Annotated in this window: 14 protein-coding genes; 11 read left to right on the forward strand and 3 right to left on the reverse strand. The window is 72.3% G+C overall.

Annotated elements, in window-relative coordinates; genetic code table 11:
* Positions 1 to 384: 384 nt before the first annotated feature.
* A complete protein-coding gene (gcl, locus tag BUE44_RS19685) occupies positions 385 to 2,166 on the forward strand; it encodes a glyoxylate carboligase (RefSeq protein WP_073500261.1) in 1,782 nt (593 codons plus the stop codon).
* On the opposite strand, the gene BUE44_RS19690 is transcribed toward gcl, so the two are convergent.
* Positions 2,150 to 3,796 carry an AMP-binding protein gene (locus BUE44_RS19690; protein WP_073500262.1) on the reverse strand — a complete coding sequence of 549 codons (1,647 nt, stop codon included), beginning with the start codon at positions 3,794 to 3,796 and terminating at the stop codon, positions 2,150 to 2,152. The genes gcl and BUE44_RS19690 overlap by 17 nt on opposite strands.
* Positions 3,793 to 5,469, reverse strand: coding sequence for an AMP-binding protein (locus BUE44_RS19695; RefSeq protein ID WP_073500263.1), 1,677 nt, complete (start codon positions 5,467 to 5,469; stop codon positions 3,793 to 3,795). Before BUE44_RS19695 ends, BUE44_RS19690 begins: the two co-directional genes overlap by 4 nt.
* A gap of 119 nt (positions 5,470 to 5,588) precedes the next feature.
* On the opposite strand from BUE44_RS19695, the gene BUE44_RS19700 reads away from it, so the two are divergent.
* The 4 genes from BUE44_RS19700 to BUE44_RS19715 all read left to right on the forward strand — a co-directional run bounded on the left by BUE44_RS19700 (position 5,589) and on the right by BUE44_RS19715 (position 9,307).
* Positions 5,589 to 6,404 carry a helix-turn-helix transcriptional regulator gene (locus BUE44_RS19700; protein ID WP_073500310.1) on the forward strand — a complete coding sequence of 272 codons (816 nt, stop codon included), beginning with the start codon at positions 5,589 to 5,591 and terminating at the stop codon, positions 6,402 to 6,404.
* A 58-nt stretch (positions 6,405 to 6,462) separates the two neighbouring features.
* On the forward strand, positions 6,463 to 7,119 hold the full coding sequence (locus tag BUE44_RS19705) for a LysE family translocator (RefSeq protein ID WP_073500264.1): 657 nt from the start codon (positions 6,463 to 6,465) through the stop codon (positions 7,117 to 7,119).
* A 158-nt stretch (positions 7,120 to 7,277) separates the two neighbouring features.
* Positions 7,278 to 8,801, forward strand: coding sequence for an MFS transporter (locus BUE44_RS19710; protein ID WP_073500265.1), 1,524 nt, complete (start codon positions 7,278 to 7,280; stop codon positions 8,799 to 8,801).
* Positions 8,802 to 9,040: 239 nt separating this feature from the next.
* On the forward strand, positions 9,041 to 9,307 hold the full coding sequence (locus tag BUE44_RS19715) for an SAV_915 family protein (RefSeq protein ID WP_073500311.1): 267 nt from the start codon (positions 9,041 to 9,043) through the stop codon (positions 9,305 to 9,307).
* A 410-nt stretch (positions 9,308 to 9,717) separates the two neighbouring features.
* On the opposite strand, the gene BUE44_RS19720 is transcribed toward BUE44_RS19715, so the two are convergent.
* On the reverse strand, positions 9,718 to 10,554 hold the full coding sequence (locus tag BUE44_RS19720) for a GntR family transcriptional regulator (RefSeq protein WP_073500266.1): 837 nt from the start codon (positions 10,552 to 10,554) through the stop codon (positions 9,718 to 9,720).
* Between the two features lie 229 nt (positions 10,555 to 10,783).
* Here BUE44_RS19720 and BUE44_RS19725 point away from each other — a divergent pair, with 229 nt between their 5' ends.
* From BUE44_RS19725 to BUE44_RS19750, 6 genes are all read left to right on the forward strand, one after another.
* Positions 10,784 to 12,067, forward strand: coding sequence for an extracellular solute-binding protein (locus BUE44_RS19725; RefSeq protein WP_073500312.1), 1,284 nt, complete (start codon positions 10,784 to 10,786; stop codon positions 12,065 to 12,067).
* A 191-nt stretch (positions 12,068 to 12,258) separates the two neighbouring features.
* Positions 12,259 to 13,104, forward strand: coding sequence for a carbohydrate ABC transporter permease (locus BUE44_RS19730; protein ID WP_073500313.1), 846 nt, complete (start codon positions 12,259 to 12,261; stop codon positions 13,102 to 13,104).
* Entirely contained in the window at positions 13,101 to 13,979 is an 879-nt protein-coding gene (locus tag BUE44_RS19735) for a carbohydrate ABC transporter permease (protein WP_235002271.1), read from the forward strand. Before BUE44_RS19730 ends, BUE44_RS19735 begins: the two co-directional genes overlap by 4 nt.
* Positions 13,980 to 14,107: 128 nt before the next feature.
* Positions 14,108 to 15,607 carry a beta-N-acetylhexosaminidase gene (locus BUE44_RS19740; RefSeq protein WP_073500267.1) on the forward strand — a complete coding sequence of 500 codons (1,500 nt, stop codon included), beginning with the start codon at positions 14,108 to 14,110 and terminating at the stop codon, positions 15,605 to 15,607.
* A gap of 93 nt (positions 15,608 to 15,700) precedes the next feature.
* A complete protein-coding gene (locus tag BUE44_RS19745; protein ID WP_073500268.1) occupies positions 15,701 to 17,143 on the forward strand; it encodes a cellulose binding domain-containing protein in 1,443 nt (480 codons plus the stop codon).
* 103 nt (positions 17,144 to 17,246) lie between these two features.
* Positions 17,247 to 19,226, forward strand: a complete 1,980-nt coding sequence (locus BUE44_RS19750) for a sigma-70 family RNA polymerase sigma factor (protein WP_073500269.1) — start codon at positions 17,247 to 17,249, stop codon at positions 19,224 to 19,226.
* Positions 19,227 to 19,263 lie beyond the last annotated feature (37 nt).

A 19,263-nucleotide genomic window follows, 5' to 3' on the forward strand; every position in this document is an offset into this window, starting at 1 on the left:
CTTGCGGTGCGTCCCTCGGCTGCTGCCCCGCTGTGGCTGAGCGCGCAGTTCCCCGCGCCCCCATGGGGTGCTCCCTGCGGTACGTCCCGTGGCTGCGGGCGCGTCGTGGCTTGGCGCGCAGTTTCCCGCGCCTCCGGGGATCCGTTCGGTGCGTCGCTTGTCTGCGGCGCGTCGTGGCTGAGGGGTGGGCGCCCTCTGGGGGCGTTTCAGGGACGTGGGGAACTGCGCGCTCAGCCGCGATGGCGGTGCAGGTGCGTGGGCCACCGCAAGGGGCAACCCGCTGGGCTCAAGGCGGGGGCCTTGACGTGGTGGCGGGGGCGCGCCTACGTTGCTTCCGGATTGCAGAATTCGACTTCCGCATCATGGAACACCCCGGGAGGGACAATGGCTCGGATGACCGCCGCGCGAGCAGCCGTGGAGATCCTCAAGCTCGAAGGCGTCGACGTCGCCTTCGGGGTGCCTGGCGCCGCCATCAATCCCTTCTACGCGGCGCTCAAGGCCGCCGGCGGCATCCGGCACACGCTGGCGCGGCATGTGGAGGGGGCGTCGCACATGGCGGAGGGGTACACGCGGGCGCGGGCCGGGAACATCGGGGTGTGCGTGGGGACTTCGGGGCCGGCCGGGACCGACATGATCACCGGGCTGTACTCGGCGACCGGGGACTCGATCCCGATCCTGTGCATCACCGGGCAGGCGCCCACCGCCGTGCTGCACAAGGAGGACTTCCAGGCGGTGGACATCGCCGCCATCGCCGCGCCGGTGACGAAGGCGGCGACCACCGTGCTGGAGGCGGCCCAGGTGCCGGGGGTCTTCCAGCAGGCTTTCCACCTGATGCGGTCCGGGCGGCCCGGTCCCGTGCTGATCGATCTGCCGATCGACGTGCAGCAGAAGGAGATCGAGTTCGACCCGGAGACCTACCAGCCGCTGCCGGTCTACCGGCCGGCCGCGTCACGGGCGCAGATCGAGAAGGCGGTGGCGATGCTGTGCGCGGCGCGGCGGCCGCTGATCGTGGCGGGCGGTGGGGTGGTCAACGCCGACGCCTGCGGACTGCTGGTGGAATTCGCCGAGTTGACCGGTGTGCCGGTGGTGCCGACGCTGATGGCGTGGGGCGCGCTGGCCGACGACCATCCGCTCAACGCCGGGATGGTGGGCCTCCAGACGTCGCACCGGTACGGCAACGCGACCTTCCTGGAGTCGGACTTCGTGCTCGGCATCGGCAACCGGTGGGCCAACCGGCACACCGGGCGGCTCGACATCTACACCAGGGGCCGCACCTTCGTGCACGTGGACGTCGAGCCCACCCAGATCGGCCGCGTCTTCCCGCCCGACTACGGGATCGCCTCGGACGCCAAGGCGGCGCTCCAGCTGTTCGTGGCGGTGGCGCGGGAGTTGCGGGACAGCGGCGGGCTTCCGGACCGCTCGCAGTGGGCGGAGTCGGCCCGTACCCGCAAGGCGACGCTCCAGCGGCGTACGCACTTCGACGACGTCCCGATGAAGCCGCAGCGGGTCTACGAGGAGATGAACCGGGCTTTCGGGCCCGAGACCCGCTACGTGTCCACCATCGGCCTGTCGCAGATCGCCGGCGCCCAGCTGCTGCACGTCTACCGGCCGCGGCACTGGATCAACTGCGGGCAGGCCGGGCCGCTCGGCTGGACGGTGCCGGCCGCGCTCGGGGTCGCGACGGCCGAACCCGACGCGCAGGTGGTGGCGTTGTCGGGCGACTACGACTTCCAGTTCATGATCGAGGAGCTGGCGGTCGGCGCGCAGCACCGCATCCCGTACGTGCACGTCGTGGTCAACAACGCCTATCTGGGCCTGATCCGGCAGGCGCAGCTCGGCGTCGGCATCGACTTCCAGGTCAACCTGGAGTTCGAGAACGCCAACTCGCCCGAGATCGGCGTCTACGGCGTCGACCACGTCAAGGTCGCCGAGGGCCTGGGATGCAAGGCGATCCGGGTGACAGAACCGGGAGAGCTGGGCGCGGCCTTCGAGCGGGCGCGCGAACTCGCGGCGGAGCACCGGGTGCCGGTGGTGGTCGAGGCGGTCCTGGAGCGGGTCACCAACATCTCGATGTCGACCACCGCGGACATCTCCGCGGTGGTGGAGTTCGAGGAGTTGGCGACCGAGCCCGGTCACGCCCCGACCGCGCTCATGCCTCTGGTGTGAGCTCCGGGGCCGCCGGGTCCGGGTGCCTGAAGTCCGCCCGCAGCTCCACCTTGCGGACCTTGCCGCTGACCGTCATCGGGAAGGCGTCGAGGACCCGCAGGTGGCGGGGGACCTTGAAGTGGGCGAGCCGGCCCTCGCAGTAGTCGGTGATCTCGCCGAGGGTCGGCGGGTCGGCCGGGTCGCGCGGGATGACGCAGGCCAGCACCTCCTCGCCGTAGGTGTCGTCGGGCACCCCGACCACCTGCACGTCGGAGACCTTGGGGTGGCCGTAGAGGAACTCCTCGACCTCCCGCGGGGAGACGTTCTCCCCGCCCCTGATGATCATGTCCTTGATACGGCCGACGATCGCCACGTAGCCGTCGTCGCGCATCACCGCGAGGTCGCCGGTGTGCATCCAGCGCCCGGCGTCCACCGCCTCGGCCGTGCGGTCCGGCTCGTCCCAGTAGCCCAGCATCACCGAATAGCCGCGCGTGCACAGCTCACCGGCCGTGCCGCGCGGCACGGTGACCCCCGACGCGGGGTCCACCACCTTGACCTCGATGTGCGGCAGGGCCCGGCCGGCGGTGGCGGTGCGGTCCTCCACCGGGTCGTCGCGCCGGGTCTGGGTGGACACCGGGGAGGTCTCGGTCATCCCGTAGCAGATGGAGACCTCGGACATGTGCATCTCGGCCATCACCCGCTTCATCACCTCGACCGGGCACGGCGATCCGGCCATGATGCCGGTGCGCAGCGAGCTGAGGTCGTAGTCGGCGAAGTCCGGCAGCGCCAGCTCGGCGATGAACATCGTGGGGACGCCGTACAGCGAGGTGCAGCGCTCCTGTTCGACCGCGCGCAGGGTGGCGGCCGCGTCGAAGGACGGGGCGGGGATGACGATGCAGGCCGCGTGCGAGGTGGCGCCGATGTTGCCCATCACCATGCCGAAGCAGTGGTAGAAGGGCACCGGCAGGCAGATCCGGTCCTGCTCGCTGTAGCCGACCGTACCGCCCACGAAATAGCCGTTGTTGAGGATGTTGTGGTGCGACAGGGTGGCGCCCTTGGGGAAGCCCGTGGTGCCCGAGGTGTACTGGATGTTGACCGGGTCGTCGCAGCTCAGCATCGCCTGGGCGGCGGCGGGATAGCCCGGGTCGAGGGCCTCTCCCGCGGCCGTCATGGCGTCCCACGACGGGTCGCCGATGTGCACGATCCGGCGCAGGTCCGGGCAGTTGGCGCGGACCTCGGCGGCCATCAGGCGGTAGTCGGTGCCGCGGTGCTCGGTGGAGGCGATCAGCAGCGAGACGCCGGACTGCCGCAGGGCATAGGCCAGTTCGTGCAGCCGGTAGGCCGGGTTGACATTGACCATGATCGCGCCGATCCGGGCGGTGGCGTACTGCACCAGCACCCATTCCGGGCAGTTGACCGCCCAGATGCCGACGCGGTCGCCCTTGCCGACGCCGTAGGCGGCCAGTCCGCGGGCGACCTCGTCGACCGCGCGGCCGAACTCGGCATAGGTCCAGCGGCGGCCGCTGGGCACGTCGACCAGTGCCTCGCGGTCGGGGTGGGCGCAGACGGCCCGGTCGAGGTTGCGGCCGACGGTGTCGCCGAGCAAGGGCACACTCCCGATTCCGTGCGCGTACGAGGGCTCGGCCGTCACTGGTGGTCCTCCTCGTGGAATTCGGCGCTGCCGTCCCGCAGGGTCGCCTCCCGCAGCTCGATCCGGCGGATCTTGCCCGACACGGTCTTGGGCAGCGGGGCGAACTCCAACCGCCTGACGCGCTTGTAGGGCGCGAGGACCGAACGGGAGTGCGCGAAGATCGCCTTGGCGGTGTCGGCGTCCGGCTCCCAGCCCTCGGCCAGCACCACGTACGCCTTGGGGATCGCGAGCCGCAGGTCGTCGGGGGCGGGCACCACGGCGGCCTCGGCGACCGCCTCGTGCTCCAGCAGCGCGCTCTCCAGCTCGAACGGGCTGATCTTGTAGTCGCTGGACTTGAAGACGTCGTCCGCGCGGCCGACGTAGGTGATGTAGCCGTCGGCGTCCCGGCTGCCGATGTCGCCGGTGCGGTAGTAGCCGCCGCCCATCGCCTCCTCGGTGCGCTCGGGGTCGCCGGCGTACCCGGTCATCAGGCCGACGGGGCGGCTGCTCAGGTCGAGGCAGATCTCCCCCTCGTTGGCCGGCACCCCGGTCACCGGGTCGAGCAGCGTCACCGTGTAGCCGGGGGTGGGGCGGCCCATCGAGCCGGCCTTGACGAGCTGGCCGGGGCTGTTGGCGACCTGGACGGCGGTCTCGGTCTGGCCGAAGCCGTCCCTGATCAGCACACCCCACAGCCGCCGCACGTGCTCGATCACCTCGGGGTTGAGCGGCTCGCCGGCCGCGACCGCCTCCCGCGGCGGGGTGGCGAGCGCGCTCAGGTCGGCCTGGATCAGCATCCGCCACACCGTGGGCGGCGCGCAGAAACTGGTCACCCCGCAGCGGTCCATCTCGGCCATCAGCCGCGCCGGGTCGAACCGCGTGTAGTTGTGCACGAAGACCGTCGCCTCGGCATTCCACGGCGCGAACAGACTGGACCACGCGTGCTTGGCCCAACCGGGTGACGAGATGTTCAGATGCACGTCGCCGGGTCGCAGCCCGATCCAGTACATCGTGGCGAGGTGCCCGACGGGATACGACACGTGGGTGTGTTCGACCAGCTTGGGCTGCGCGGTGGTGCCGGACGTGAAGTAGAGCATCAGCGGGTCGGACCCGGCGGTCGGGCCGTCGGGGGTGAAGCCGGGCGGCGCCGCGTACGCGTCCTCGTACGCCAGCCAGGGGACCCCGGCGTCGCCGCCGACCGCGATCCGGGTGTAGTCGCCGGGCACCTCGTCGAACTTGCCGGTGTCCGCGCCCCGCACGATCGCGTGCCGCACCTGCCCGCGGTCGACCCGGTCGCGCAGGTCCGCCGGGCCCAGCAGCGGCGTCGCCGGGATGACCACCGCCCGCAGCTTCATCAGCGCCAGCACCGACTCCCACTGCTCGACCTGGTTGCCCAGCATCACCAGCACCCGGTCGCCGGCCCGCACCCCGCGGGCCCGCAGCCAGGACGCGACCCGGTCGGAGCGGTCGGACATCTCGCGGTAGGAGATCAGCGACTCGGTGCCGTCCTCCTCGACGATCCACAGGGCCGGGCGGTCGTTGCCCGCGGCGACCACGTCGAACCAGTCCAGCGCCCAGTTGAACCGCTGCGGGTCCGGCCAGCGGAAGCCGTCGCGGGCCGCCGCGTAGTCCTCGCGGTGCCGCAGCAGGAAGTCCCGGGCGGCCCGGAATGCCCCGGTCGCGTCCGATGCCGCCATGTGTCCTCCTTGTGGATGTCCCCTCGGTAGCATCGTGCGGTAGTGACGTGGGTCTCACTACCCCCGGACGGGGGTGAGGAGGTGGCGCAGTGGACGGCAGTCGTGGCGAGGCCACGGACATGAGGGCCGCCCTGCTGCGGATGCGCAGGTCAGGGCTGCTCCCGGTGGCCTTCGGCGGGCTGGTCTCGGGAGCCGGGGCCCGGCAGTTCCGGATCAGCGAGCTGGTGGGGGCCGACACGGACTCGCTCCGCGGGCTCGCGGTGCGCACCGGGAACGGGCTCGGCGGCAAGACCCTCGCCCTCGGGCGGCCCTACGCCGTGACCGACTACGGCTCGTCGCGCGCCATCAGCCACGAATACGACGCCGCCGTGGCCGGGGAAGGGCTGCGGTCGGTGCTGGCCGTGCCCGTCGTGGTGCACCGGCAGGTGCGGGGCGTGCTCTACGGTGCCCTGCGCCAGCCGTACGCCCTCGGCGACCGGCCGCTGGCCGCCGCGATCGACGCGGCGCGCGATCTCGAGCAGGCGCTCGCCGTGCGGGACGAGGCGCGGCGGCTGCTGGCGTCCTGCCAGGGGCCGGTCGCGGCCGATCCGCGGGCCTGGGAGGAGGTGCGCGAGGCGCACGCCGAACTGCGGGCGCTGGCGGTGCGCATTCCCGACACCCGGCTGCGCGAGGAGCTGCTGACCGCGTGTGCGCGCCTCGCCTCGGCCGCGGCTCCCTCCTCACCCGCTCACCCGTCCCTCGTCCAGCTCACCCCGCGCGAGCTGGACGTCCTGGCCACGGTCGCCTCCGGGGCGACCAACGCGGTGGCCGCTTCACGGCTCCGCCTGCGGCCCGAGACCGTCAAGTCCTACCTGCGGTCCGCCATGCGCAAACTGGGCGCCCACACCCGCCTCGAAGCCGTCACCACCGCCCGTCGCAGCGGCCTCCTCCCCTGAGGCGGGCCAGGGCGGAAAAGGCGCGCGGGGAGTGCGGGGGCGGGAGTAGCGTGCCGGGGTGACGATCGATCGGGTGGGCGGCTTCGCCGCGTTGTCGTTGGTGCTGGTGCTGATCCCCGGCCCGAGCGTCCTGTTCGTGCTGGGCCGCGCCCTCGCGCACGGCAGGCGTACGGCCCTGGGCAGCGTCGTGGGCAACGCGATCGGGGCCTACGCCCTCATCGCGCTGGTCGCGCTCGGCCTCGGCGAGGTCGTGTCCCGCTCGGCCGCCCTCTTCGACGCGCTCAAGCTGGCCGGCGCGGCCTACCTGGTCTTCCTCGGCGTGAAGGCCTTCCGCGCCCGCGGCACGCTGTCGGCGGCGCTGCACGGCGAGGCCGGGGAGGGTGCGGCCGCGCCCCGCAGGGGCGACCTGCGCACCTTGTGGGAGGGATTCGTCGTCGGGGTGACCAACCCCAAGACGATGGTGTTCTTCGCCGCCGTCCTCCCCCAGTTCGTGAACCGCGACGCCGGCCGCGTCCACGCGCAAATGCTGCTGCTCGGCCTGGTGTTCACCGCCATCGCACTGCTGTGCGACAGCGTCTGGGCGCTGACCGCATCGGCGGCCCGCGGCTGGTTCGCCCGCTCGCCGCGGCGGCTGGCGGCGGTGGGCGGCACCGGCGGGCTGGCGATGATCGGGCTGGGCGTGGCCGTCGCCGTGACGGGCCGCGCGGACTCGTGAGCCGGGGCCGCCGGGCGGTGTGAGCAGGGGCACACGCCGACACCAACGAAACGTTTGCGTTTCGATAGTGGCGGACGTACGGTCATGGAGTACGAAACGGTTTCGTTCTTCCTGCGGTACAGCAGCCCTACCCCGTCCCACCTCAGGAGTTCCGCCTGATGTCTTCGCAATCAGCGGCCGACGTCCCCGTCGACCGGCTCACGAAAGCCCCGTCCGAGGCCGATCCCGGCGCTCCGACGGAGAAGGCCAACCACCGCTGGTGGGTCCTGGCCGTCATAGCCATCGCCCAGCTCATGGTGGTCCTCGACGCCACCGTCGTGACCATCGCCCTGCCCTCCGCGCAGAAGGCACTCGGCTTCTCCGACGGCAACCGGCAGTGGATCGTCACCGCCTACTCCCTCGCCTTCGGCTCCCTGCTCCTGCTGGGCGGCCGGCTGGCCGACCTGGTCGGCCGCAAGATCATCTTCCTGGTCGGCGTCGTCGGCTTCGCCGCCGCCTCCGCGCTGGCCGGCGCGGCACAGAACTTCGAGGTGCTGGTCACGGGCCGCGCCCTGCAGGGTCTGTTCGGCGCCCTGCTGGCCCCCGCGGCGCTCTCGCTGCTCAACACGACCTTCACCGACGCCAAGGAGCGCGCGAAGGCCTTCGGCATCTACGGCGCCATCGCCGGCGCGGGCGGCGGCATCGGCATGCTGCTCGGCGGTGTCCTCACCCAGAACCTGAGCTGGCGCTGGACGCTGTATGTGAACCTGCTGTTCGCGGTCGCCGCCTTCATCGGCGGTATGGCGCTGCTGCGCAAGGGCGCCCCGGCCAACCGGCCGAAGCTGGACCTGCCGGGCACCCTGCTGGTCACCGTCGGCCTGTTCTGCGTGGTCTACGGCTTCTCCAACGCCGAGACGCACCACTGGGGCTCCCCGATGACCTGGGGCTTCCTGCTGGTCGGCGTCGCGCTGGTGGCGGGCTTCAGCTGGTGGCAGACACGTGCCACCCACCCGCTGCTGCCGCTGCGCGTGCTGCTCGACCGCAACCGGGGCGCGTCCTTCACGGTGCTCGCGCTCTCCGGCGCCGGGATGTTCGGCGTCTTCCTCTTCCTGACCTACTACCTGCAACTGTCGCTGCAGTACAACCCGATCAAGACCGGCCTGGCCTTCCTGCCGATGATCGGCGCCCTGATGGTGGCCGCCCAGCTCGTCACCAACACGCTGCTGCCGCGGCTCGGCCCGCGGCCGATCGTCCCGCTGGGCATGCTGATGGCGGCGGCGGGCATGGCCTGGCTCACCGCCCTCGATCTGAACAGCAGCTACGCGGCGAACGTCCTGCCCCCGCTGCTGGTGATGGGCTTCGGCCTCGGCCTGGTCATGCCGGCCGCGATGAGCGTGGCCACCGACCGGGTCGGCGAGGAGGACGCGGGCGTGGCCTCGGCCGCGGTCAACACGATGCAGCAGGTGGGCGGTTCCATCGGCACCGCGCTGCTGAACACACTGGCCGCGAGCGCCGCGACCTCGTACCTGGCCCACCACTCGGACAAGCTCGCCAAGGCGCACGCCGCACTGCACAGCTACGCGACCGCGTACTGGTGGTCCGCCGCGCTCTTCGCGGTCGGCGGCGTGCTGGCGCTGTTCATGTACAGCGGTGGCCGCCCCGCGCCGAGCGACCAGGCCGGCGCCCCGGCCGTGCACTTGTAGCCGTACGGCTCGCAGGGCCCCACGAGCACCCGGCGCCGCCTGAGCGGACGGCGCCGGGTCCGGGGGCCGGTCGCCGGGTCATCGTGGGGACGGGACACCCGGCACCACCGGCCCCCCGCGTACGCCGCCCCGCCGTTTCGCGCCCCCCGTACGCGAACACGGCGGGGCGGCTTTCTGCCGTCCCGCCGCCAGGAGGGCGCCCGGAGGTGGGCTCGCGCGGGGCGGGTTACGGTGAGGCCATGAACGGCTTCCGGCCGCTGTACGTACCGGTGCGACGGGGTCCCGCGGGCCTCGTCGTCCGCCTGTGGCGTACCCCCGCGGGTACGCGGACCGCGGTGGCCTTCACCACGGACCAGCGGCTGCGGGCCGCGCTCGGTCCCTGCCAGGACTGGATCCGGCTCTCCGAATCCGCCCTCCGCCGCCTGGCGGAGCCCCTCGGCTCCACCGCCCTCACCGTCGACCCCCTCCTCTTCGGCCGGGCCGCTGCGCTGGGCGCCCCCGGGTAACCGCCCCTTGCGGTGCGGTCGCCTGCCAGTTCCCCCGCGCCCCCTGGGTGATTGCCCCGTGGGGTGCGTCGCTTGCCTGCGGCGGCGTCGTGGCTTGTCGCGCAGTTCCCCGCGCCCCTGAAAAACGCTCGCCCTCTGCGCGAAGGGCGAGCCCTTGCCAGGGAGCAGCCCTGGTCGGCGGAGGACGCAGGCCCAAAAGGGGCGCGTGGGGGTGCCCCCAGGCGAAGCTCTGGGGGAGAACTGCGCGCCCAGCCGGGAAGGCGGGAAAGAAGGCAACGCACCGCACGGGGCAATCACCCCCCCCGGGGCGCGGGAGCCGCGCGGCCGCGGGCAAGCGACCGCACCGCAAGGGGGGACCCCCGGGGCCGGGGGAAGCGCCGCGGGGGCGGGACCGCGAGACCCAGCTCGGGTCAAGATCCTGGCTGGACGTCCCCGGTGGTCATGACCTCGCGGCGGGAGGCGAGGTCACCCGGGGGGATGCCCGGATGGTGCTGGGCCGCGGACAGCGGAGTGGCGGGGGCGGTGTCGCCCAGCGCGAGGCGGGAGACGATGCGGTAGCGGTCACCGCGGTAGACGGAGTGCACGTATTCCACCGGGCGCCCGGTGGTGTCCTTCGTGAGGCGTTCGAACAGGAGCGCCGGGGAGAGGACGGGCACCCCGATCAGCCTGGCCTCCTCCTCGTTGGTGACCGTCGGCTCGATGGACTGCACGGCCTCGTGCACGCGGACGCCGTGCCGCTCCCGCAGGAAGTCGTAGAAGTCGCCGGACTCCATGTCGCCCGGCTGGAGCCCGGGAACGAGCGCCGCGGGCACGTGGAGGTACTCGATGGCCATCGGCTCGTCGTCCACGAGCCGCAGCCGCGCGATGTACGTGATCTCCGCCGCCGGCGAGACGTGCAGGCGGCGGCCGACCCGGGCGCCGGCCTGGACCGTGGTGAATTCCAGCACCTTGCTGGCCCAGCTGCCGGACGCCTGCGGCAGGCGGTACGCGTCGCGGGCCGGGGCCAGTTCCTGGGTGATCTTGGCGCGGGCGACGAACATGCCGCGGCCGTGCTCGCGTACCAGCAGGCCGGTGGTGACCAGTTCGTCCACGGCGGAGCGCAGCGTCGGGCGGGAGACGCCGAGTTGCTCGCACAGGGTGCGCTCGGAGGGGATCGGGTCGCCGGGGGCGCAGGACTCGACCAGCTCCATGAGGTAGTCGCGGACCCGTTCGCGTTTCACCGCGGAGCGCGACGGCTCGCTGACCATGACGGTGTCCCTTCCGTGCGGTGGCTTGTCCAGCTGAGGTTATCCAGATGTTGACCAGCACGCCAGCCACGGCGAGCGGCTGCGTCCCAGTACACCACGGTATACGACCTGATTCCCGGTCGTGCGCGGGCCCTTGACGTCACCAGTGGTCTATGCCACCTTCTGCGAGCAGCACCAGACCAGTTGGCAAGTGGTCAATTCCGCCCGCGCTTCCCGAGGTGACATCACCGTGAGATCCAGACTCCTCCCCGCCGCCGCCGCACTCGTACTGGCGGCCGTCGGCCTCACCGCCTGCGGCTCGTCCTCCTCCTCCGACTCCGCGAAGTCCGCGGGCGGCGACACCCCGGCCCCGGCCGAGCTGACCGTGTGGATCATGCAGGACAGCATGTCCGACGGGGTGCTGAGCCGGTTCAAGGCGAGTTTCGAGGCCGCCCACCAGGGGACCACCCTGGACCTCCAGATCCAGCCGTGGGACGGCATAGGCCAGAAGATCACCAGTGCGCTGGCCAGCAAGGACGCGCCGGACGTGATGGAGGTCGGCAACACCCAGGTCGCGCAGTACGCGGCCAGCGGCGGGGTGAAGGACCTCACCGACAAGGTCGGCGACCTCCGGGGGTCGGACTGGATCCCCGGGCTGGCCGACCCGGGGAAGATCGACGGGAAGCAGTACGGCGTCCCGTGGTACGCCGCCAACCGCGTGGTGATCTACAACAAGGACCTGTTCGCGCGGGCCGGCATCACCACCCCGCCCAAGACGCGCGCCGAGTGGATCCAGGACACCACCAAGCTCAACACCGGCGGCAACGACGGGATCTACCTGCCGGGCCAGACCTGGTACGCGCTGGCCGGCTTCGTCTGGGACGAGGGCGGCGACCTCGCGGTCAAGGACGGCGACCGGTGGAAGGGCACGCTGGACACCCCGCAGGCGAAGGCGGGTATGGCCTTCTACCAGCAGTTGCAGGCCCTCGGGAAGGGGCCCAAGGACGCGGACGAGGCCAAGCCGCTGCAGGCGGACGTCTTCGCCAAGGGCAAGACCGCGCAGATCATCTCGGTGCCGGGCGGCGCCTCGATCATCACCAAGTCCAACCCGGCGCTGAAGGACAAGATCGGCTTCTTCCCGATCCCGGGCAAGACCGCCGACAAGCCCGGCGCGGTCTTCACCGGCGGCTCGGACCTGGTGATCCCGGAGGCGTCGCGACACCAGGCGCTCGCCTACGAGGTGGTCAAGGCACTGGCCGGCACGGCCTTCCAGACCGACATGGCCAAGGAGATGAGCTACGTGCCCAACCGCACGTCGCTGGCCGCGGTGCTCGCGGGCAATCCCGGCGCGTCGGTGATGGCGATCGGCGCGGCGAACGGCCACGCCACCCCCAACTCCCCCAACTGGGCCGCGGTCGAGGCCAACAACCCGATCAAGCAGTACATGACCCAGGTGCTCACCGGCGCCGACCCGGACGCCGCGGGCAGGACCGCCTCGGCAGCGATCACCAAGGCGCTCAACACCGCCTCCTGAGCCGACCCCGCAGGCCTCGCCACCGACCGCCGCCCCACCCCCGTCCCCACCCCCATCCCCGGAGGGAATCCGTGCTCACCGCTCGTTCCGCCGCCCCGCGGCCGGCCGTCGTGGAGCCGCCGCCGGCCGTACCGCGGCCGCGACGGCGCCGCCTCGGCGCGGTCTGGCCGTATCTGCTCATCGCCCCCACCGTGCTCGGCGCGGCCTTCCTGCTGGTCTATCCACTGGTCAGGAACACCGTGATGTCCTTCCAGCACTTCGGGCTGGGTGAGCTGATCAGGGGCGGGGCGACCTGGGTCGGCTTCGCCAACTACCGCACGGTGCTGGACGATCCGGAGTTCTGGACGGTGGTGCGGCGCACCCTGTGGTGGACCGGGCTCAACGTCGTGCTGATCATGGTGCTCGGCACGCTGGTCGCGCTGATGCTGAACCGGCTGGGCCGGCGGATGCGGCTGGCGGTGATGAGCGGGCTCGTGCTGACCTGGGCGACCCCGGTCATCGCCGCCACCACCATCTTCCAGTGGTTGTTCCAGTCCCGTTTCGGAGTGGTCAACTGGACACTGGTCAAGCTGGGCTTCGACTCCTACCGCGACTACACCTGGTTCGCGCACGGCGGTTCCACCTTCGCGATCCTGGTGGTGCTGGTGGTGTGGCAGTCGGTGCCGTTCGCCGCGCTGACCCTCTACGGCGGCCTCACCACCATCCCGGTCGAGCTGTACGAGTCGGCCAGGATCGACGGCGCGGGTGCCTGGCAGTCCTTCCGGCTGGTCACCTTCCCGATGCTGCGGCCGCTGTTCGCGCTGGTCACCTCGCTCGAAGTGATCTGGTGCTTCAAGGCCTTCACCCAGATCTGGGTGATCAGCGAGGGCGGCCCGAACGGCGCCACGACCACGCTGCCCGTCTACGCCTTCCAGATCGCCCAGTCGCTGCACAAGTACGACCTGGGCGCGGCCGTCTCCACCCTGACCGTACTGATCCTGCTCGCCGCGCTGGTGTTCAACCTGCGGCGGATGTTCCGCCAGGAGGGCGCGCTGTGACCGCTCTGAGCACTGGTAAGGCGCCGCTGCGCGCCCTGCCGAGGCGCCGGCCGCGGCTGAGCCGGCTGCCGCTGAACCTGGCCGCCCTCTTCACACTGGCCGTGTCCGTCTTCCCGGTCTACTGGATGGTGGTGACCGCCTTCAAGCCGGCCGCGGACATCCAGTCGGACACCCCGTCCTTCCTGCCGCTGCACCCGACGATGGCGCATTTCGGCACCGCCGTGCACTCCCCCGGCTTCGGCACCTTCTGGCGCAACAGCCTGACGGTGACGCTGAGCGCGGTGCTGATGTCCCTGGTGGTGGCGCTGCTGTCGGCGTTCGCCGTCGGGCGGATGCGGTGGCGGGGGCGGCGGGCCTTCATCCTGATGGTCTTCGTCGCCCAGATGGCGCCCTGGGAGGCGCTGCTGATCCCGATGTACGTGATCGCCCGCGACACCGACATGCTGGACAGGCTGTCGATGCTGACGCTGGTCTACTTCATGACGACGCTGCCCTTCACCATCGTGACGCTGCGCGGCTTCCTGGCGGCGATCCCGGTGGAGCTGGAGGAGGCGGCGCAGGTCGACGGCTGCACCAGGCCGCAGGCCTTCCGCCGGGTGACCTTCCCGCTGCTGGCGCCGGGGCTGCTGTCCACCTCGCTGTTCGGCTTCATCACGGCGTGGAACGAGTTCGCCTTCGCCAACACGCTGATCATCAAGAACCAGGACGCCCGCACCCTGCCGGTCTGGCTGTCGTCGTTCAGCAACGTCTTCGGCACCGACTGGGGCGCCACGATGGCCGCCTCCTCGATGTTCATGCTGCCGGTGCTGGTGGTCTTCCTGGTGCTGCAGAACCGCGTCACCTCCGGAATGACCGCGGGCGCCGTCAAGGGCTGACCCCGCAGAACACCCCGCACAAGCCCGGCCGATCCGCGCTCCCGCCGAGCGCGCGCCCCGTGCTGCCCCCGTGCCGCCCATCCCGCCCCCGCCCGCCGGAGGCCAGGGAGACCTGGAGAGCCACCGCCGTGATCATTCCGCACCCCACCCATCTCGCCCGCATCCCCGGCCACTTCACCTTCGACGAATCCACCACCCTGCGCGCGTCGGGTGACGCACTCGGCGCCGCACGGCTGCTGCGTACGCTGCTCGCCCCCGCCACCGGGCTGCCGCTGCGGCACTCCCCCACCGGCAACGTCGTGCTGGTGGTCGACTCGATGCTCGGCGGCCTCGGCGAGGAGGGCTACGGCCTGACCGTCGGCCCCGACGCGGTGCTGCTGCGCGCGGCCCGCCCCGCGGGGCTGCTGCGGGGTGTGCAGACGATCCGCCAACTGCTGCCCCCGCAGGCCCTGTCGGCGCGCCCGGTGGCCGATGTGCCCTGGCGGATACCGGGGGTGCAGATGACCGACGTGCCGCGGTTCGCGTGGCGGGGCGCGATGCTCGACGTCGCCCGGCACTTCCAACCGGTTTCCTTCCTGAAGCGGTTCACCGACCTGCTGGCCTTCCACAAGCTCAACGTGCTGCACCTGCACCTGACCGACGACCAGGGCTGGCGGATGCCGGTCGACGCCTACCCGGCGCTGACCGAGGTCGGCTCGGTGCGCGGCGGAGCGGAACCGCACGCGGGTGCGTACACCGCGGCCGAGCTGCGCGGCCTGGTGGCCTACGCCGCCGAGCGCGGGGTCGCCGTCGTCCCCGAGATCGAGATGCCGGGACACGCGCGGGCGGCCCTGGCGGCGTATCCGCGGCTGGGCAATGTGCCGGGCCGGGCGCTGGAGGTGTGGACCCAGTGGGGTGTGTGCGACACCGTGCTCGGCGTCCACGACGAGGTGCTGGACTTCTGCCGGACGGTGCTCGGCGAGGTGCTCGACGTCTTCCCCTCGCCCTATGTGCACGTCGGCGGCGACGAGTGCCCGGTCACCGAGTGGGAGACCAGTACGGCCGCGCGGCGGCGGGCCGCCGAACTGGGCCTGGGATCGCCCAAGGAGCTGCACGGCTGGTTCCTCGGCCAGGTCGGCGACTTCCTGCTGGCGCAGGGGCGGCGCCCGCTGTGCTGGGCGGAGGACTCGGGGGCGCTGCCCGCCGACTTCACCGTGATGCCCTGGCGGGACGCCGCCCACGGCCTGGCCGCCGCCCGGCGCGGCCACGACGTGATCATGACCCCCTACCGCTCCACGTATCTGGACTACCCGCAGTCGGACGACCCGGCCGAGCCGCCGGGCCAGGCCGGCGGCGTGGTGGACCTGCGGGCCGTCCACCGCAACGATCCGGCGCCCGCCGACTGGGAGCCGGCCGCCGCCGCCCGGGTGCTCGGCACCCAGGCGCAGTTGTGGACCGAGTACGTCCGCACCCCTGGCCAGGCCGAATACCTGGCCTTCCCCCGGCTGGCCGCGCTCGCCGACCGGGCCTGGAACCCGGCCAGCGACTGGGCCACCGACTTCCGCCCCGCGCTGCGGCTGCACGAGGCCCGCCTCGACGCGCTGCGCGTGCCGCGCCGCGGCCCCGCCCCCACGACCACCTCGCACTGACCCAGCCACCACCCCACTGGAAAGGGATCACCCGTGTCAGGAATCACCGCACAAGACCCGTCACCCGCAAGGAAGCCGCGGCTCACCGCCCGGATGCGCACCGCGATGGCGGTGTGCGTGGCGGCCGGCCTCGGCTGCGCCGCGCTCACCGCGCTGCCCGCGGCGGCGGCCCAGGACTCGCTGACCGCGCAGTACCGCACCAGCGCGACCGGTGCCACCGCCGACCAGTCGGAGCCGTGGCTGGAGGTCACCAACACCGGTTCGACCACGGTGCCGCTCAGCCGCGTCACCGTCCGCTACTACTTCCACTCCGACAGCGCCGGCATGACCTACCGCTTCGCCTGCTCCTGGGCGGTCAAGGGCTGCGCCAACGTCACCGGCACCTTCGGCACCCTGGCCCACCCCACCGCGACCGCCGACCGCTACCTGGAGGTCGGCTTCACCGCGGGCGCCGGCTCGCTGGCGCCCGGGCAGAACACCGGAGACCTGCAACTGCGCTTCTACCGGGCGGACTGGCAGACCCTCACGCAGTCCGACGACTACTCCTTCAACGGCGCCCAGACCGCGTACGCGAACTGGCCGAAGCTCACCGTGCAGGACGCCGGCGCGGTCGTCTACGGCACCGCGCCCGCGGGCAACGACCCGACGCCGCCCACGACTCCTCCCACGACCCCGCCGACCACCCCGCCGACCACCCCGCCGACCTCGCCGGGCGGCGGCGACCCGGGCGGCCCCGCGCTCTTCGACGACTTCTCCTACTCCTCCAGCTCCGACGCGGCCGTGCAGCAGCACGGCTGGACGGTGAAGTCCGGGCAGGGCGGCCCGGGCGTGGCCGGCGCGACCTGGTCGCCGCAGGACATCACCTTCGTCGCCGACGGGTCGAACAAGGTGATGAACCTGCGGCTCACCACGGACGGCACGGCGTCGGGCACCAGGGAGACCGAACTCCAGACCACCGCACGCAAGTTCAGATACGGCACGTACGCCGCCCGGGTCCGCTTCGACGACACCCCCACCGGCGGCCCCGACGGCGACCACGTCAACCAGACGTTCTTCACCTTCACCCCGCTCAACGCGCCGATGGACCCGAACTACAGCGAGCAGGACTTCGAGTACCTGCCCAACGGCGGCTGGGGCGAGACGCAGAACATCATGTACGAGACGTCCTGGGAGACCTACAACCCCGACCCGTGGAACGCGGTCAACACCCACGGCCAGCAGTACGGCAGCCTCGACGGCTGGCACGACCTGCAGATCACCATCGACAACACCAGCATCACCTACTACATCGACGGCCAGGTCGTGGCGACCCACGGCGAGCCGTATCTGCCCGAGACGCCGCAGTGGATCGACTTCAACCACTGGCTGATCGACCTGGCCGGGCAGACCGGCAGCACCCCGCGGTCGTACGACGAGCAGGTCGACTACGTCGCCTTCGTCAAGGACCAGGTGCTCACCCCGGCGCAGGTGAGCGCGAAGGTCGCGGGTTACCGTTCCGCGGGCACCACGTTCACCGACACGGTGCCCAACCCGTAGATCCCCGGCACACTTCGCCACGCCCGGCGGGTTTCCGTTATCCGCCGGGCGTGGCACCGTCTCCTGTCCGTAGGGAGAAGTGACGGACGGAGAGTGGAGCACCATGCGCGCAGGCGACCGTGTCGGACCCGACCCCGCGCTGGTGGCCGCGGCGCGTGCGGGCGATCAGCGGGCGCTCGACCGCCTGGTCGCCCAGTGCCTGCCGTTGGTCTACAACATCGTGGGCCGGGCGCTCGACGGCCACGACGACGTGGACGACGTCGTGCAGGAGACGCTGCTGCGGGTGGTGCGGGGTCTGGCCGACCTGCGGGACCCGGCGGCCTTCAGGTCCTGGCTGGTGGCCATCGCGGTACGCCAGGTGCGGGACCGCGAGCAGGCACGCAAGGCCTCCTGGCACCACCGGACGGCGCTGGACGCGGCCGAGCTGATACCCGATCCCGCCTCCGACTTCGCCGCGGTGACCATCCTGCGGCTCGGCTTGACCGACCAGCGCCGCGACATCGCCGAGGCCACCCGCTGGCTGGACGGCGACGACCGCACGCTGCTGGCGCTGTGGTGGCTGGAGGAGACCGGCGACCTGGGCCGCTCGGAACTGGCCGACGCGCTGGGCCTTACCCGGCAGCACGCTGCGGTCAAGGTGCAGCGTATGAAGGAGCAGCTGGAGACGTCGCGGGCGGTGGTGCGCGCGCTGGGCGGCGCCGAGTGCGACGGGCTGCGGCATCTGACCGGCGGCTGGGACGGCGTGCCGAGCCCGCTGTGGCGCAAGCGCTTCGCCCGGCACATCCGCGGCTGCGCCGACTGCACCCGCCGCGGGGGCGCGCTGCTGCCCATGGACCGGCTGCTCAGCGGCCTGCCGCTGCTGCCGGTGCCGATCGGGCTGGGCGGCCCGTTCGCGGCGCAGGCGCCGGCCGCTCTCGGCCACCCGTCCGCGCCGGGCCATCCCGCCCCGGGCGCATCCGCCCACCCAGGACCCCCCACCCCGGACCCGCGCACCGCTCCGCGCCCACGCCCCCCACGGCGGAGCGGTGCGCGGCACGGCTCGCGGGCCAGGCCGCGGCTGCTGCACGGCCCGGCCGGGGTGACCGGCGCCGCCGTCGGCACCGTCGCCGCGGTCGCGGCGGGCGCGCTGCTCGCGGTGCACCTGACGGCCGGCGGCCAGGACAACGAGCCGGCCGCCGACGCCTCCGCCGCCCCGCGTGCCGTCAGCACCACCACCGCCCGCGCCAGCACCCCGCCACCCACCACCGCCTCACCGAGCCCGTCGAAGCCCTCCCCCAGGCCGACGGCCCCGGCGAGCAGCAGGCCGCCCGCCACCCACGCCCCCGTCGCGGCGCCGCCGCCCGCGGCGCCGGCCACCTCGACCCGCAAGGGCGTCGGGGTGTGGACCTTCAACGGGGTCGACTCGGCGCTCGGCAAGTCCGGTGCCGCCTGGTATTACACCTGGTCGACGACCCACAGCGGGGTCAGCGGCCCCGGGTTCGTCCCGATGATCTGGGGCAGCGCGAGCGCGGACGCGAGCGGGCTCGCGGCGGCGAAGAAGGCCGGACCGTACCTGCTGGGCTTCAACGAGCCCGACATGTCGGCGCAGTCGAACATGACCGTCGACCAGGCGCTGTCCCTGTGGCCGAAGTTGGAGGCGGTGGGCAAGGTGCTGGGCAGTCCCGCTGTCGCCTACGGCGGTGACACGGCGGGCGGTTGGCTGGACCGCTTCATGTCGGGTGCGAAGTCCAAGGGCTACCGGGTCGACTTCATCGCCCTGCACTGGTACGGCGGCGACTTCACCACGCCGAACGCGGTGGCGCAGCTCAAGTCGTACCTCCAGGCGGTCCACAACCGCTACCACAAGCCGATCTGGCTCACCGAGTTCGCGCTGATCGACTTCGCGAACGGCACCCGCTTCCCCACCGACCAGCAGCAGGCCGCCTTCGTCACGGCGGCCGCGAAGATGCTCGACGGGCTGCCGTACCTCCAGCGGTACGCGTGGTTCGGCCTCGGCGCCGACGACGCGAAGCCCAGCAGCGGCCTCTTCCGCAGCGGTGCCGTCGAGACGCCAGCGGGGCGGGCCTTCGAGGCGGCCCGCTGACCCACCCTGCTGTCCCACCCCGCTGGCGCACCTCGCC

The sequence above is a fragment of the Actinacidiphila paucisporea genome (genome assembly GCF_900142575.1).
In the GTDB taxonomy this organism is placed as follows: Bacteria; Actinomycetota; Actinomycetes; order Streptomycetales; family Streptomycetaceae; genus Actinacidiphila; species Actinacidiphila paucisporea.